This window comes from Parabacteroides sp. AF17-3, from assembly GCF_003635445.1.
Lineage (GTDB): Bacteria > Bacteroidota > Bacteroidia > Bacteroidales > Tannerellaceae > Parabacteroides > Parabacteroides goldsteinii.
In genome coordinates this window covers 253,074-268,780 of the sequence record NZ_QTMM01000002.1, presented here as the reverse complement: position 1 = coordinate 268,780, position 15,707 = coordinate 253,074, and the positions used below count along the sequence as shown (strand labels likewise).

Sequence of the window (15,707 nt, the reverse complement as noted above, 5' to 3'; positions counted from 1 at the left end):
ACAGTTTTTCTTATGCATATTGGTAGTCTTTCAGCTTTTGCTGTAATTCTTTGCGTGCGAAAAAAATACGGCTTTTTACTGTCCCCAAAGGGAGATTTAGTTGTTCTGCAATTTCATGATATTTATAGCCATTTAAAAATAAGGAAAATGGGATTTTTACTTCATCGTTCAATTCTGCAACAGCTTTTGTGATCTCCTGAATTTGATAGACTTTGTCTGGAGAACCAGAGATGGAGTCATTGGTTATGTCCAGGTTGTACAAATCAGTATTTTGATCTACTACAGTCTGTTCACGCACAATCTTATGATAGTTATTAATGAAAAGATTGCGCATTACGGTCATAACCCAACCTGTAAAATTGACATTGTCTACGAATTTTTCCTGATTGTCCAACACTTTCAGTGTAGTATCTTGCAACAGATCCAGAGCGTCATCCCTGTTTGCTGTTAGCTTGATAGCGAAATTCATCATGTGATCCTGTAATCCGAGTAATCTTTGTTGAAATTGTATTCTGTTCATAATGTTTGTTGTTTATTAATATACGTTTTTATCTGCTGCAAATCTATTTTTTATGTTCGTTATGGCGTGTTCGATTTCGTACGGAAAGATTCAGAAATTGTTTTACATACCCGTTAGAGCATATTTGTCGGATGATTTCGTACTTTTGGTAGACAGTAGATGGTCTCTCGGTGAATGCTGAATAGATTTATTGTAAATATCGGATAGAAATGATCTTCTTTTGTTCTTATCTAGTTACTATTGTAGAGGATATTGGTAAGGTAAAGAATATTTTTCCGGATATTAGTTCTTGGAGAACTATTTCATTTAAAGACTATATCACATTGTGAAAACAAAATTATATAAAAATAGAAATTAAAACAAAACTATATGCGATAATATAACTATATTTAACCAATTAGAGCCTTCTCAGATTTCATCTATCATCTCTCTGTCTGTCTTATATTTCAATCAATATGCTTATGTGCTTAATATTTAGTAGGTTATATTGTAGCCATAGTTCTCCAAGAACTATGATGATAAAATGACTGTTCATATTAAATAATTCTTAGACCTGTTTTTTGTTTATTAACCTTAAATTAGCAAGTGTAATGATTAGATTGCGAAAGAGGTGTAGCGGTCAATGCTGTCAGCCTCAGAAGATTCAAAGCACGAAGCCTGGAAAATATTCATATGGATGGATATTTTTGGCATTTTTATTAACAGTTGTGGGACTACCCTGTCGAAACCTTCGGGCTGAAGTATTTCCCGTGGTAGCCAAAGTTCAACAATCGTCGAAATTCAAAGGTAAAATCTCGGATACGGGAGGAGATCCTTTACCTGGTGCTACGGTGCAGATAAAAGGTAGTACGAAAGGGGTTATTGCCGATATGGATGGTAACTTTGAGTTTGATGATTGTCCTCTTAACAGTACCCTGGTTGTTTCGTATATCGGTATGGAAACTAAAGAAATTAAGTATACCGGACAGAAATTCCTGAATATTGTAATGGAAGCAAAAACGGATGAGTTGGAAGAAGTAACCGTAGTCGCTTTCGCCAAACAGAAAAAAGAAAGTGTGGTATCCGCCATTACGACTGTGAAACCGACGGAGTTAAAAATCCCGAGCAGTAACCTGACAACGGCTTTTGCCGGTCGTGTTGCCGGATTGATCTCTTATCAAACAAGTGGTGAGCCGGGACAGGATAACGCCAGTTTCTTTATCCGTGGTATTACGACTTTTGGTGCTGAAGCAAAGAAAGATCCGCTTATCCTGATCGACGGTATTGAATTGAGTACAGATGACCTGGCACGTTTGAATACAGATGATATTGCCAGTTTTTCGATCATGAAAGATGCTACGGCTACGGCATTATACGGTGCACGCGGAGCGAATGGCGTAATCTCTGTTACAACGAAAGAAGGTAGAGAAGGAAAAGTAACCATTAACGCCCGTGTGGAAAACTCTTTCTCATCTCCGACCAAAAAAATCAGCCAGACCGATCCTGTTACTTATATGCGGATGCAGAATGAAGCAATTAAAACCCGTGACCCACTGGGATTGGCTTTGTATTCGGAAGAAAAAATAACGATGACCGAACGTGGATTATATCCGAATATTTTCCCGACAACGGACTGGTATGATACCATGTTCAACGATGTGATCTCCAACCAGCGTGCCAATCTGAGCCTTAGCGGTGGTGGAACGGTTGCCCGTTATTATGTGGCTGCCAATGTGTCGAAAGACAATGGTAACATGAAAGTCGATAAAAGAAATAATTTTAATTCTAATATCAGCCTGATGAAATATTCGATCCGTTCGAATATCAATATCAACCTGACAAAAACAACGGAGTTGGTATTGCGTATGAGCGGAACGTTTGATGAATATACAGGACCTATCGGCGGCGGTTCTTTTATGTACAAGGAAGTGATGATGGCCAATCCCGTATTATTCAAACCTTATTATGAACCGGATGAACAGTACGCATATTCCAAGCATATCTTATTCGGTAACTATGGTGCCGGTAATTATGTAAACCCGTATGCACAGGCATTGAAGGGGTATAATGATTATAGTAAGAATACGATGCTGGTTCAATTCGAAGGTAAGCAGAAGTTGGATATGTTGACCGAAGGACTTGCTATCCGTGCAAAGATCAATATAGACCGTTATTCTGAATATTCGGTAGACCGTGCTTATTCTCCTTTCTTTTATAATATATCATCTTATAATCTTCAGAATAATACTTATAAACTGAATCGTTTGAATCCGGCTACCGGTACGGAATGGATTAATTATAATCCGGGAAATAGATATGTAAATACGAATTTTTATCTGGAAGGAGCAGCAGAATACACCCGTAATTTTGACAAACATGGGGTAAATGCTTTGTTAGTTTATACAATGCAAAGTAAAAAGACGGGTATAGCCGATAATCTTCAATTGTCTTTACCCGGGCGTAATATGGGGTTAGCCGGACGTGCAGCCTATAATTATGACGGGCGTTATTTCGGTGAGTTCGTTTTTGGATATAATGGTTCGGAACGTTTTTCCAAAAATAATCGCTGGGGATTCTTTCCTTCTGTAGCCGGTGGCTGGATGCTCTCAAAAGAAAGCTTTTTCGAACCTCTGACGACAGTGTTTGACCAGTTTAAGTTTAAGGCCTCTTACGGTTTGACAGGCCAGGATCAGATTGGAGATGGTAATGACCGGTTCTATTATCTGTCGCAAGTAACATTGAATAGCAGTGACCGGAATGTGAATTGGGGTACTCAATTGAATTACAATCCGGGGGGGATTATTGTAGACCGTTATGCCAATGATGAGATTGGATGGGAAAAATCCTATAAATTGAATGTGGGAGCAGAAATGCGTACGGTATTTGGGCTTTCAGCCAATGTTGAATATTTCACGGAACGGCGGGAAAATATTTTGCTGAACCGTATAATCCCGAATACAATGGGGATCATTCCTGATGTAAAGGCTAATTTAGGAAAGGCGAAAGGTAAAGGTGTGGATATGGAACTGAATTATGAGAAGAGTTTCAATAAAGATTTATGGATCACAGGACGCGGAACGTTTACGTATGCAACGAGCGAGGCTGTGGAATGGGAAGAACCGGATTACAGTGAAACTCCTTGGTTGTCGAAAGTTGGCAAATCGTTGGGACAGACATGGGGATATATAGCAGAACGTTTGTTTGTTGATGAAGAAGAAGTAAAAAATTCTCCTACCCAATTCGGTGAATATATGGCGGGTGATATTAAATATCGTGATGTAAACGGTGACGGTAAAATTTCGGAATTGGATAAAGTTCCTATCGGTTATCCGACAACCCCGGAGATTAATTATGGTTTCGGTCTGTCGGTAGGTTACAAAGGACTCGATGCCTCTTTCTTTTTCCAGGGGTCGGGACGCCAGTCTTTCTGGCTGGATCTTAAAAAGATCACTCCGTTTTTAGATGGAGATGCCGGAGAGAATGGTGAAGATGGTTTGCTGGGACAAAATGCAGTGCTGGATGTGATAGCTAATAGCTATTGGTCGGAAAATAACAGGAATCTTTATGCTTTCTGGCCTCGTTTGGCAAATCAGTCAGTTGAAAATAACAATCAGACAAGTACCTGGTTTATGCAGGATGCTACTTTTCTTCGATTGAAATCTGTGGAAATAGGTTATACTGTACCCAAAAATTTGGTGAAGAAGTTCAAGGTTCAGAACTTACGTTTTTATGTGAGTGGAACTAATTTGCTTTGTTGGAGCAAATTTAAACTATGGGATCCTGAAATGGCAGGTAACGGATTAGGTTATCCTGTTCAACGTGTGATCAATGTGGGACTTAATTTAGGATTCTAATTTAATAAAACGGAAAATATGAAATCGATATATCAATATTTAATATATATATGTACGGCTTTTTCAATAGCCTCCTGTAACTATCTGGATGTTGTTCCGGACAATGTTCCGACATTGGATAATGCCTTTTCAGATCGGTATACAGCTGAACAATATCTGGCTACCTGTTATTGGGGAATGCCAAAGTCGGCCGGATGGAACGAGAATCCGGGAATATTCGGATCGTTAGAGATGATCTTTAATAAAGAAGGGAGTACTTCCGGTGGTATGAAATTCGGGCTGGGAACCGATAGTCCTACCAGTGCTTTGATCAATTATTGGGGTGGTACAGGTAGCATGATCCGTTCTTTGTATGCAGGTATTCGTGAGTGTAATACTTTTATGGAAGGAATTGTTGGTGTAAAAGATCTGAACCAGTACGAAATTAAGCGTATGATTGCAGAAGTTAAACTGATTAAAGCCTATATGCACTTTTACTTGCTGACCTATTACGGCCCTATCTGTCCTTTGCGTGAAAATATACCGGTGAACGAATCAACACAAGGTGTCAGGGTATATCGTGAAAAAGTTGATGATTGCTTTGCCTATATCCTGGAATTATTGGATGAAGTAATAGAAGGCGATCCGCTTCCTTTGGTGATTGAAAACCAGACTAGTGAATTAGGCCGTTTTGCCCGTCCGGCAGCTTATATGTTGAAAGCAAAAGTTTTGGTCTATTGGGCCAGTCCGTTGTTTAACGGGAATACGGATTATAACAGTTTCCGTAATTATAACGGGGAACCGTTCTTTAATCAGACGTATGATGAAACACGTTGGCAAAAGGCTGCGGAGGTTTGTAAAGAGGCTGTCGATATTTGTGAGAGTGCTGGTATCCGTCTGTACCAGATTTCCGATTATATTGCTACTAAAACTCTTTCGGATGAAACTCAATTGGTACAGACATTGCGTGGTTCTGTAAGTGACCGCTGGAATTGTGAGTTGGTATGGGGAAATTCTTCTTATCCGGTAAATAGTGGTTTGCAGGGAGAATGCATCTGTTATCTGGAGCAGGCAACCTCTTTAAACTATGGAACACGTATGAGTGTGTCGATGGCGACGGTCGAACAGTTTTATTCTAAAAATGGTGTTCCTATTGAGGAAGACAAAGAATATGATTATTCGAATCGTTTCAATGTGCGGACCGGAGACGAGGATCATAAATATTATATTCAGAAAGGTGAGCAGACTGCCGCTATGAATTTTGACCGTGAGCCTCGTTTTTATTCGACATTAGGTTTTGACCGTGGTAAATGGTATGGGAACTCATATAAGAACGTACCGGATGACGATGCGGAGTGTCTATATCCCAAAAATCGGTTCGGTGAATTTTCTTCGGTAGCCAATCCGGGTAATTATAATGCGACAGGTTATTGGCCTAAAAAGTTGGTTTCGATCAATTCCAGTTTCCGTAATGCCAATGATATCAGCTGGGAAAACTATGCTTTTCCGGATATGCGTTTTGCCGACCTTCTCTTACTATGCGCCGAAGCTTTGAATGAATCGAAAGATGCTCCCGACGCGGAAGTTTATAAGTATGTGGACATGGTACGTGAACGTGCCGGTTTGAAAGGAGTGGTGGAAAGCTGGCAGAAATATTCGAATCAGGCTAATAAACCGTCTACGAAAGTCGGCATGCGTGAGATCATTCAGCGTGAGCGTAAAATCGAACTGGCTTGTGAAGGTGTTTATTATTGGGACAGCCGCCGCTGGAAAACAGCCCAGAAAGAGCAGAACCGTCTGATACAGGGTTGGAATGTCAATGCCAAAGAGGTCGTGGATTATTATACTTTGACTACGGTCTATACGCAGTCATTTACTTATAAAAACTATTTTGCCCCGATACCAGAGTCTGATATTGTGAATAATCCGCAATTGGTACAGAATCCGGGGTGGTAATTAATAATGTAATACAGAATTATGAAAACGAAATATTATTTCAGTATACTGACTTCGGTTCTATTGCTTTGCTCTTGTTCGGAAAAGACACTGGAACCTATAACCGGAAGTCTGGGAAAACCCGGAGTGGTGACCGATGTAAATGTGGAACCGATAGCCGGTGGTGCCGTCGTTTCCTACCGCATTCCCAATTCGGAAGATATCCTGGCTGTAAAAGCCGTTTATACGCTTACGAATGGAAAAGAGACGGAAAGAGTTGCTTCTTTTTATGAGAACAAGATCAAAATAGAAGGATATAACGATACTATCCCGAATAAAGCGAATATTTATGTGATCAATCGTGCTCAGGAATTGTCGGATCCTGTGGAAGTGACTTTTACTCCATTGGAGTCTTCTTTGAGTAAAGCCATCAAGACAATATCGATCGTACAGGATTTTGGCGGTGCCCAATATAACTGGCGGAATGAAGACAAAGCTCCCTTGACGATGGAGTTTCTTGCACAGGATTCGCTGGGGCAAATGCAGACTATGCGTATTATGACTTCGGAAGCTGATTCGAACCGTTATAGTTTGCGCGGCTATAAAGCCGAGCCTCGTTATTTCGGGATGATCATGCGGGATAACTTTGACAACGCTTCCGATACTATTTTCCCTTCGGAAGGTCAGATAACACCGCTTTTCGAAGAAAAACTGAATAAAAAGAAAATGGTCGTTATGAAATTGGGTTCTGATGCCAGCTTTACCAATTGGGAGGGGATGGACAGCTATCTGATCGACGACGACCATGATACTTTCGGCCATTCGGCATCCAATTCCATGCCTGCCGCATTTACCATCGATCTGGGATGTGTTGCGAAACCCAGCCGTGTTGTGATGTTCCAGCGTAAATTTTCCGATTCGTATTATAACTGGGGAAATCCGTTGGATTTCGAGGTGTATGTGTTCAAAGGGACGGGAACACCTTCGCAGAGCGGTGACTGGAGTGAATGGGAAAAAGTGATGGATTGTCTGGTTGTCAAACCTTCCGGATCTCCGAGCGGAACAGTGACGGATGAAGATATTACGGCTGCTGAAGAAGGACATGAATTTGCTTTTGAATTGTCACAGGAACCGATACGCTATATCCGTCTTAAGATATTGAGTACCTGGGGTGGTTCTGCCTTTACTCATCCGGCAGAGGTGGATCTGTATGGGGAAGTGGTTGAATAGTATAAATTAAAAAAGAATATATAAACCATGAAAAGAATATATAGTTTATTAGTATTTATAGCATGCACTCTCCTGATTACTTCCTGTGAAGATTTTATGGATGTGCATAAAGAGTATATTGAAGGCGGAGAGATCATTTATGCTCCTAAACCGGATTCAATTGCGTTTATTGCGGGAAAAGAGCGTATTCTGTTTTTTTGCAGGACATATAATTCTCCAAATGTGAAATCGGTAAATCTGTATTGGAACGACGGATTGGATTCATTGCTTATTCCGGTATCCTTTAATTCAAGCTATGACAGCATCGAGGTCGTATTGGATAACATGGAAGAGAAGTCATATACATTCACAGTACAACTGGTGGATAATTTCGACCATCGTTCTTTGTCTGTAACAGATTTTGGAACTTCCTATGGTGAGAATTATCAGGTTTCCCTAATGGACCGTCGTATAAAGGATATTTCACTTACGGACAAAGGCGGTTCGGTGGAATGGTATTCTGCTGCAGAAGGCTTATTAGCCAATGAAGTCAGATACGTAAAAAATGATGGTACGGAAAGTATTATCCGGATGTCGTCGGCAGAATATACGACATTCTGTCCGGATGCCAAGGCGGGTGAAGAGTTTGAGTTCCGTTCTTTATTTATTCCGGAAGAAGAGTCAATCGATACTTTTTATACGGCATGGAGTAAGTATGATGAGGCTTTCCCTGCCGAATACAAGTTCGATCGTAGCGGATGGACGGTAACCGTTTCCGACGAAACTGCTAGTGACGGTGGTGGGAAAGATGCGATCATTGATGACAAACTGGATACCTGGTGGCATTCCAATTATACGGATGGAAATACACCTCTGCCGCATTGGGCTGTGATAGATATGGAATCATCGAAAGAAATGTCGAAAATAGAAGTTTATCGCCGTCCTGGTACCACCGATACGAAAAGTGTTGAAATTTATATAGGAAATAGTCCGGATGCCAACGCTACAGATTGGATTCAGTTGGTAACCGGAGTGTTCGGTGATGGTGATAGTTTGGAATTGCCTGTTCCCGCATCAATAGATACAAACCAGGGCCGTTACATGAAGATCCTCTTGCCGGATAGTAACCGTGAACCTTTTACTAACATTGCAGAAGTGTATATTTATGGCAAGTGATCGTTTTTCATAGTACTAGATTAGTGAAGTACGCCAAAAGAAAATTCGATTGGCGTACTTCTTTTTTATTAAAATCCGAAATATTCTTTCGCATTCTTATAACTGATATCCTCTACCATCTTACCGATGAAAGGAATTTCAGAAACAGGCAATTCGCCGTTTTCCACTTCTTTACCCAGCATATTGCAAAGGATACGGCGGAAGTATTCGTGACGCGGATAAGACAGGAAACTGCGTGAATCGGTCAGCATTCCGACAAAACGGCTCAGCAGGCCCAGATCGGACAGCGTGTTCATCTGGTCTTCCATGCCATGGATCTGATCCAGGAACCACCAGCCGGCGCCATACTGCATCTTGCCCGGTAGCGAACCGTCGTTGAAGCTGTAAGCCGTAGTCATCATTACGGCACTGTCTTTCGGGTTCAGGTTGTAGAATATTGTTTTAGCTAATGCTCCTTCTTCTTCCAGGCGGCTGAGGAAACGAACCATCGGTTCTGCCACTTCCAGGTCGCCGATAGCGTCGTATCCGGTATCCGGACCCAGCTTTTTGAACATGCGGGCATTGTTGTTACGTGTCGGACCGATATGGAATTGTTGTGCCCAGTTGCTACGGGCATCCATAACAGCCAGTTCATACAACATGGCAGAACGGAACTTGTCGATCTCTTCGCTGGTCAATGCCTTATTCATTCGGGCTTTCATGAAGATAGCCTCTATCTCGGCATTGGTATAAGGAGTTGCGTAGAATGTACTCAAACCATGATCCGATACGCGGCAACCGACAGATTCAAAGAAGTCATGACGTTTCTGTAAAGCCGCTAACAAGTCTTTGAAAGAAAGGATCGACATGCCGGAAGCTGCTTCCAGCTTCGTCAGGTATTCATTGTAAGCAACTACATTTTCGATAGCCATCGCCTTGTCCGGACGCCAGGTAGGAAGAACTTTCGTCTTCAACGAAGTGTTACGGATCGCTTTATGGTATTCCAGTGAATCGACCGGATCGTCAGTCGTACAAACTACTTCTACATTCATGCGTTCCATGATGGCCTGCGCACGAAATTCCGGGGTTTGCAGTTTGGCGGTACATTCGTCGTATATTTCACGTGCAGTTGAAGGATTCAACACCTTATCGACACCGAATATGCGGCTCAGTTCCAGGTGAGTCCAGTGGTAAAGCGGGTTGCGCATAGCATGTTGCAAGGTATCCGCCCATTTCTGGAATTTCTCGAATGCCGGTTTGTCGCCGGTGATATACTCTTCGGGAACACCGTTTGCACGCATGGCACGCCATTTGTAATGGTCTCCGCCCAACCAAATCTCTGTCAGGTCGGCAAACTGGTAGTTGTCGGCTATCTGCTGCGGGATCAGGTGACAATGATAGTCAATGATCGGCATCTTTGCTGCATGTTCGTGATACAGTTTTTGGGCTGTCTCTGTCTGTAGCAGGAAATCTGAATCAAGAAAAGGTTTCATATATCAACGGTATTTTTTGATGATGCTTAATGCGTTGCTGCAAAGAGCAGTGATGGCATTCCAGTCTTTGGCTGCAATGGCTTCTTTAGGGAACAGGTTGGAACCCATTCCAACACAAGTAACGCCAGCCTTGAACCAGGCCGACAAGTTCTCTTCTGTCGGTTCGACCGCTCCTGTAGCCATAATCATAGACCATGGCATCGGTGCTTTGATATTCTTGACAAAAGAAGGACCACCCACATTCCCGGCCGGGAATACTTTACACAAATCACATCCCACTTCCTGTGCAAATCCTATTTCCGAAACAGATCCGCATCCCGGTGTATAAGGAACCAGGCGGCGGTTACATACCTTCGCAATTTCCGGATTGAACAACGGGCCGACAACGAAGTTGGCACCCAGTTGCAGGAACAGGGCAGCCGTAGCCGGATCGACGATAGAACCGATACCTAAAACCATTTCAGGACATTCTACCGCAGCATATTTTACCAGTTCGGCAAATACTTCATGAGCGAAGTCTCCGCGATTGGTAAATTCAAATGCACGTACTCCGCCATCATAACAAGCCTTTAATACTTGTTTAGCCGTTTCTATATCTTTATTATAATAAACAGGTACCATTCCGGTGCTGATCATCGCATCCAATACCTGCATTTTACTAAATCTAGCCATCTTTCTCTTTAATTTTCAATTCTCAATTTTCAATTACCTCGACACTCTTCCCGATCCGTCGCCTTCCATCAGTTTTTCCACTTCGTCGACAGTTACCTGGTTGAAGTCACCGTAGATGGTGTGCTTCAGGCAGGAAGCAGCGACAGCGAAGTCGAGTGCTTTCTGGTCGTCTGTAGTATAAGTCAGCAAACCGTAGATCAGGCCCCCCATGAAAGAGTCGCCGCCACCAACGCGGTCGACGATATGAGTAATATCGTAACGGCGTGACTGATATAATTTACCGTCGGCATACAGAACGCCGCCCCATGTATTATGATTGGCATTGATAGAACCACGCAAAGTGATGATTACTTTCTTTGCACGTGGGAATTTTTCCATCAACTGTGTGCAAACCGATTCGAATTCAGCTGCATTTACCTGGCCTTCAGTCTGTGCAACGTCGAAGCCCTCCGGTTTGATACCGAATACTTTCTCTGCATCTTCTTCATTTCCCAGAATCACATCGCAACCGGCAACCAGTTCAGGCATTACTTCAGAAGCCTTTTTGCCGTATTTCCAAAGGTTTTTACGATAATTCAGGTCGCAGGATACAGGTACACCCAGTTTATTGGCAGCCTGGATAGCTTCCAGACAAGCATCGGCAGCACCTTGTGAGATAGCCGGAGTGATACCGGTCCAGTGGAACCAGGAGGCATCTTTCAGCACTTCTTCCCAGTTGATCATTCCTGCTTCTATTTCAGCAATAGAAGAATGGGCACGGTCGTAAACAACTTTGCTGGCACGGGCTACGGCTCCTGTTTCCAGGAAGTAGATACCCAGGCGGTCGCCTCCGTAAACGATGTGGGAGGTTCCGACACCATATTTACGTAAATCCATAACACAGGCACGAGCAATATCATTTTTCGGCAAACGGGTTACGAACTCTGTGTCGATCCCATAATTTGCCAGCGATACGGCAACGTTAGCTTCGCCACCTCCGAAGGTAGCATTCAATTGATTTGTCTGATTGAAACGGAGATAATCTGGTGTGGCCAGTCTGAGCATTATCTCTCCAAAGGTGATTACTTTTTTATCCATGGCATAAACTTTTATATTCCAGTGCAAAAGTAGTAGTTTATATTTAATTTCCTACTATGTGTGTGCGAAAACATTTATACAAAATGGAATTAAAACGGGTATGTCTTGTTTATGTTGGCAGATTAGTTCATTTATTGATAATAAATAATTGTACTAACAATTTTTATTCATCCATGAATTATGTATATCTTTGTGAACTACGTAATACATAAAACACTTAATTATGAAAAATTCAGATTCAAAAGCCATGGCAGAGAATGAAAGAAAAGAATTGCAGGATCGGTATATCCGCTTTGATTGGGCCATCAAACGTTTGTTGCGTCAGAAGGCCAACTTCGATGTGCTTAACGGTTTCCTGACTGTCATGTTGCGGGAAGAGGTCCGTATTCTCGAAATTCTCGAAAGCGAAAGTAACCAGGAAAGTGTCGATGACAAGTTTAATCGTGTCGATATCAAGGCGTTGAATAGTAAAGGTGAGGTCATCATCGTCGAAATCCAGAACACTCGCGAAGTTCATTATCTCGAACGCATTCTTTACGGTGTAGCCAAAGCCATTACCGAACATATCTCGCTGGGCGAGGGATATCAGAAAGTGAAGAAAGTCTATTCCATCAGTATCCTCTATTTTGACCTTGGTGTGGGTACGGACTATTTTTACCATGGACAGAATCATTTCACGGGTGTGCATACCGGTGACCGCTTGCGAATCAACATGCGCGATCGTGATGCAGTCATCACTCGTTTACCCGCTGAAATTTTTCCCGAGTACATTCTGATCCGTGTAAACGAGTTCGATAAAGTAGCCTCGACACCCCTTGACGAATGGATCAAATATCTGAAAGACGGTACGATTCGTCCAGACACAACAACACCGGGGCTTCGTGAGGCCCGGGAAAAGCTGAAATACTACTCGATGTCTTCTCAGGAGCGTCATGCATACGATGAGCATTTGAATGTGATTATGATCCAGAACGATGTGCTCGACACTGCCAAATGGGAAGGCCGGATTGAGGGGCTTGCAGAAGGAGAAGCCAAAGGGAAAGTGGAAGCCTTACGCCAGACAGCTGTTAATATGAAATGTATGGGTATGGAAATTACCGATATTGCAAAATGTACAGGGTTGCCGATTGAGGTGATAGAGAAGTTATAAAAATAATGAGCCAATGTGGCAATATGCTAATGTGCCAATTTAGAAATAATTGAACTATCCCGTTCCCGTGCTTGACACGGGATCGCAAAGGCACAGACCGTATCCTATATGTATCTTTTGATACTGCTGGTTCTTCTGCGTCCCCGTGTCAAGCACGGGGACAAGATAGTTCAAACCTAACAAATTCTGAACCGGATAAACGCGAATATATAGTTAGTCATGAATGTTATTCTGTCCGTTTCTAATTCGTATTTATTTTGAATTGATCCAGGTCAGTTTATGCCATAGGCTTTCCAGCGGGCCTTGTTTATGTCCTTTCAGCCACCATTTACAGAAACTTACCTGCAACAGGAACAGGATGAAACCGATCAGCAGACTGACGGTATATCCGCAATAAGGAGCCAGGTATAAACCGAACGGGAAATAGATGATTGCTCCCATTATGGATTGGGAGATATAGTTTGTCAAACTCATCTTTCCGTAGAAACGTAATGAGGTAGTCAGTTTCTTGAATGAATCTTTCTGATATAATAAAACGAAAGAGGCAACCAGTACAACTGTGAAGGCAAACTTTTGCCACATATCCAGAATTACACCTACCGTATTTTTGATCATATTCGCATCACTGTTATCGTATAACATGACCTTCAACTGGTAGAGCGGGCCAAATACAATCGCAGAAATGATCAGGGCTTTTACCCAGAAGCGGGTATTCGTATCGGTAGTAACAAATAATTGCTTTCTGCCGATAAGCAATCCGAGCATGAATAGGCCGGCTGTTTGCAGGAAGCGACCGGCACCGATTGCCCAGAACAGGCTGGCCTTTTGTCCGAGTGTCACGTTGCCGAGAATGAATTTCCAGAAATCACCTTCTTTGGTATAAGCGGCTACTTCGCCGTACATCTCTCCGACGCCCAGATTCGGCAGCGTATATTCAGGATTGAACAGGCTGGCGATATAATGGAACCATTCGACAGGCTGCAATAAAAGAATGATTGCCGTGATAAGGACCGCTTTATCACTCCATTTACGTACCAGAAAAAGGAATATTCCCACTACGCAGAATAACAGTAACACATCACCTGCCGGGAAGAAGGCGGCATTCAATGTGGCAAAACCTACCAGCAGAAGCAATCGCCAGAGGAAACGGTAACCGAAGTCTTTCCCTTTTTTCTGTTGGTTGGTATATTGGATATAAAATGTAAAGCCGAATAATAAAGCAAAAATAGCGTATGCTTTCCCGGCAAACAGCGAGAAGGTGACGCTGAAGACGCCTTCATTCAGAATGTTCAGCCATTCTGGTTGGCTGGCCGCATCCGGATATACCGGAAAGATAAAATGTTCCAGGTTATGAACCAGAATAATTGCCAGAACGGCAAAGCCTCGTAAAGCATCTACCATCTCGATACGGGGAATTTTGGAAGTTGGAGTTTGTTGCATGTCGATTATTATTTTTTGTTTAATAAATTCTTTACCAATTTGTTTGCCGGCTTTTCAAAATAGTAATATGACAGCAGGCTTAGTCCGGTCACGATAATTAATATGACGGGTATCCCCAGTTGATACGGGATATGGAGATCGTAGCTACGGATTATCCAGTTATATCCTTCTATTATGAAAAGATGTATCAGGTAAAAACTGAAACTGATTTCACCTCCAATAACAAGATATTTATTGGATAAAAGACGTGATATATATCCTTTCTGATGTGCAAAAACATACAGCAACAGACTGATAGGCAACCAGTAGTAACAGGAATAACGAAATACTTTGGGAATATATTCTCCCGCAGGCAGATAAAAAAGAAGGAAAAGCAGGACAACGGCTGTTTCGTAGACCGAAGCCTGTTTATAAGTCCATTCTTTCTGTTTGAATTTATCATACAGGTGGAACAATAGCATTCCGATCAGAAAATCCGGTAAACGGGTAAGCGGATTTACATACCATATCGCTTTTATATCTTGATCCATTGTGAAGTACATAGCTATTGGGATTGCGATAACCAGAACCCCGGCAAGGTAAAGAATCCGGTTCTTTTTGCCCAGGCATCCGATAATAAAAGGAAACAGGAAATAAAATAATTGTTCGCATCCCAAACTCCATGACGGGCTGTTGAATGAAAAGAAATAATCGGCAGCTGGTATAAACGGTTGGAGAAGAAATAGATTGGCAACAAAATGTTTGATCCAGTCAATAAGATCACCCGATATATATCCACCCACACAAACCGATATGCCAAGTGTCAGTAAATGGAGCGGATAGATGCGTGCGATACGAGCCACCCAAAATTCCCGCAAGGTAGACTTTTGTTCAAGAAGCCTGTCGCGATAGGTATAAGCGATAATGAATCCGCTAAGAATAAAAAAGAAGTTTACACCCACAAATCCTTCTTTATAGAACAAATGGTCGAAATAGGGATCGATAGTGTAAATATGTGCTCCGAAAACCATTAATGCAAATAAAAAACGGAGCGATGTCAATGGGCTTATCATGGTAAAAGTCTGTTATTTGCCGCAAAGGTAACGAATTAAAGTAAAATCATTCTTCACATAGATCAAAATCGGAGGGAAGTAAGCATGGAATTCGTAGACAGAAGATGCTGGGCGACTTTCATATGAGCTAATGGAGAAGGCCCGTAAACTTCCGTTTATTGATTTATAGGGTAAATGTTGTTTGTCAAAATG

Annotated in this window: 11 protein-coding genes; 5 read left to right on the top strand and 6 right to left on the bottom strand. The window is 42.1% G+C overall.

Annotated elements, in window-relative coordinates:
- Positions 1-10: 10 nt before the first annotated feature.
- Complete coding sequence (locus DWW91_RS03385; protein WP_122326947.1) at positions 11-520, bottom strand: RNA polymerase sigma factor; 510 nt, start codon at positions 518-520, stop codon at positions 11-13.
- Positions 521-1,110: 590 nt separating this feature from the next.
- On the opposite strand from DWW91_RS03385, the gene DWW91_RS03380 reads away from it, so the two are divergent.
- Genes DWW91_RS03380 through DWW91_RS03365 form a run of 4 tightly spaced genes read left to right on the top strand, consistent with a single transcriptional unit; the run spans position 1,111 to position 8,652 of the window.
- Positions 1,111-4,353, top strand: a complete 3,243-nt coding sequence (locus DWW91_RS03380) for a TonB-dependent receptor (protein WP_122326946.1) — start codon at positions 1,111-1,113, stop codon at positions 4,351-4,353.
- A gap of 18 nt (positions 4,354-4,371) precedes the next feature.
- On the top strand, positions 4,372-6,288 hold the full coding sequence (locus DWW91_RS03375) for a RagB/SusD family nutrient uptake outer membrane protein (RefSeq protein WP_122326945.1): 1,917 nt from the start codon (positions 4,372-4,374) through the stop codon (positions 6,286-6,288).
- Positions 6,289-6,309: 21 nt separating this feature from the next.
- Complete coding sequence (locus tag DWW91_RS03370) at positions 6,310-7,497, top strand: DUF5000 domain-containing lipoprotein (protein WP_122326944.1); 1,188 nt, start codon at positions 6,310-6,312, stop codon at positions 7,495-7,497.
- A gap of 27 nt (positions 7,498-7,524) precedes the next feature.
- On the top strand, positions 7,525-8,652 hold the full coding sequence (locus DWW91_RS03365) for a DUF4998 domain-containing protein (protein WP_122326943.1): 1,128 nt from the start codon (positions 7,525-7,527) through the stop codon (positions 8,650-8,652).
- A 68-nt stretch (positions 8,653-8,720) separates the two neighbouring features.
- On the opposite strand, the gene uxaC is transcribed toward DWW91_RS03365, so the two are convergent.
- Genes uxaC through DWW91_RS03350 form a run of 3 tightly spaced genes read right to left on the bottom strand, consistent with a single transcriptional unit; the run spans position 8,721 to position 11,873 of the window.
- A complete protein-coding gene (uxaC, locus tag DWW91_RS03360) occupies positions 8,721-10,124 on the bottom strand; it encodes a glucuronate isomerase (protein ID WP_122326942.1) in 1,404 nt (467 codons plus the stop codon).
- A 3-nt stretch (positions 10,125-10,127) separates the two neighbouring features.
- A complete protein-coding gene (locus DWW91_RS03355) occupies positions 10,128-10,796 on the bottom strand; it encodes a bifunctional 4-hydroxy-2-oxoglutarate aldolase/2-dehydro-3-deoxy-phosphogluconate aldolase (protein WP_009860081.1) in 669 nt (222 codons plus the stop codon).
- 33 nt (positions 10,797-10,829) lie between these two features.
- Positions 10,830-11,873 carry a sugar kinase gene (locus DWW91_RS03350; protein ID WP_010800923.1) on the bottom strand — a complete coding sequence of 348 codons (1,044 nt, stop codon included), beginning with the start codon at positions 11,871-11,873 and terminating at the stop codon, positions 10,830-10,832.
- Positions 11,874-12,096: 223 nt separating this feature from the next.
- On the opposite strand from DWW91_RS03350, the gene DWW91_RS03345 reads away from it, so the two are divergent.
- Positions 12,097-13,023, top strand: a complete 927-nt coding sequence (locus DWW91_RS03345; protein ID WP_122326941.1) for an Rpn family recombination-promoting nuclease/putative transposase — start codon at positions 12,097-12,099, stop codon at positions 13,021-13,023.
- A gap of 252 nt (positions 13,024-13,275) precedes the next feature.
- Here the strand turns inward: DWW91_RS03345 and DWW91_RS03340 are convergent, their stop codons facing one another.
- Both DWW91_RS03340 and DWW91_RS03335 read right to left on the bottom strand, forming a co-directional pair.
- Complete coding sequence (locus DWW91_RS03340; protein ID WP_122326940.1) at positions 13,276-14,463, bottom strand: DUF418 domain-containing protein; 1,188 nt, start codon at positions 14,461-14,463, stop codon at positions 13,276-13,278.
- Between the two features lie 8 nt (positions 14,464-14,471).
- A complete protein-coding gene (locus DWW91_RS03335; RefSeq protein ID WP_122326939.1) occupies positions 14,472-15,515 on the bottom strand; it encodes an acyltransferase in 1,044 nt (347 codons plus the stop codon).
- Between the last annotated feature and the right edge of the window lie 192 nt (positions 15,516-15,707).

Bases quoted from the DNA above. Each gene is read 5' to 3' on its own strand.
- DWW91_RS03385 (WP_122326947.1), bottom strand. From the start codon at position 520: ATGAACAGAATACAATTTCAACAAAGATTACTCGGATTACAGGATCAC.
- DWW91_RS03380 (WP_122326946.1), top strand. From the start codon at position 1,111: ATGATTAGATTGCGAAAGAGGTGTAGCGGTCAATGCTGTCAGCCTCAG.
- DWW91_RS03375 (WP_122326945.1), top strand. From the start codon at position 4,372: ATGAAATCGATATATCAATATTTAATATATATATGTACGGCTTTTTCA.
- DWW91_RS03370 (WP_122326944.1), top strand. From the start codon at position 6,310: ATGAAAACGAAATATTATTTCAGTATACTGACTTCGGTTCTATTGCTT.
- DWW91_RS03365 (WP_122326943.1), top strand. From the start codon at position 7,525: ATGAAAAGAATATATAGTTTATTAGTATTTATAGCATGCACTCTCCTG.
- uxaC (WP_122326942.1), bottom strand. From the start codon at position 10,124: ATGAAACCTTTTCTTGATTCAGATTTCCTGCTACAGACAGAGACAGCC.
- DWW91_RS03355 (WP_009860081.1), bottom strand. From the start codon at position 10,796: ATGGCTAGATTTAGTAAAATGCAGGTATTGGATGCGATGATCAGCACC.
- DWW91_RS03350 (WP_010800923.1), bottom strand. From the start codon at position 11,873: ATGGATAAAAAAGTAATCACCTTTGGAGAGATAATGCTCAGACTGGCC.
- DWW91_RS03345 (WP_122326941.1), top strand. From the start codon at position 12,097: ATGAAAAATTCAGATTCAAAAGCCATGGCAGAGAATGAAAGAAAAGAA.
- DWW91_RS03340 (WP_122326940.1), bottom strand. From the start codon at position 14,463: ATGCAACAAACTCCAACTTCCAAAATTCCCCGTATCGAGATGGTAGAT.
- DWW91_RS03335 (WP_122326939.1), bottom strand. From the start codon at position 15,515: ATGATAAGCCCATTGACATCGCTCCGTTTTTTATTTGCATTAATGGTT.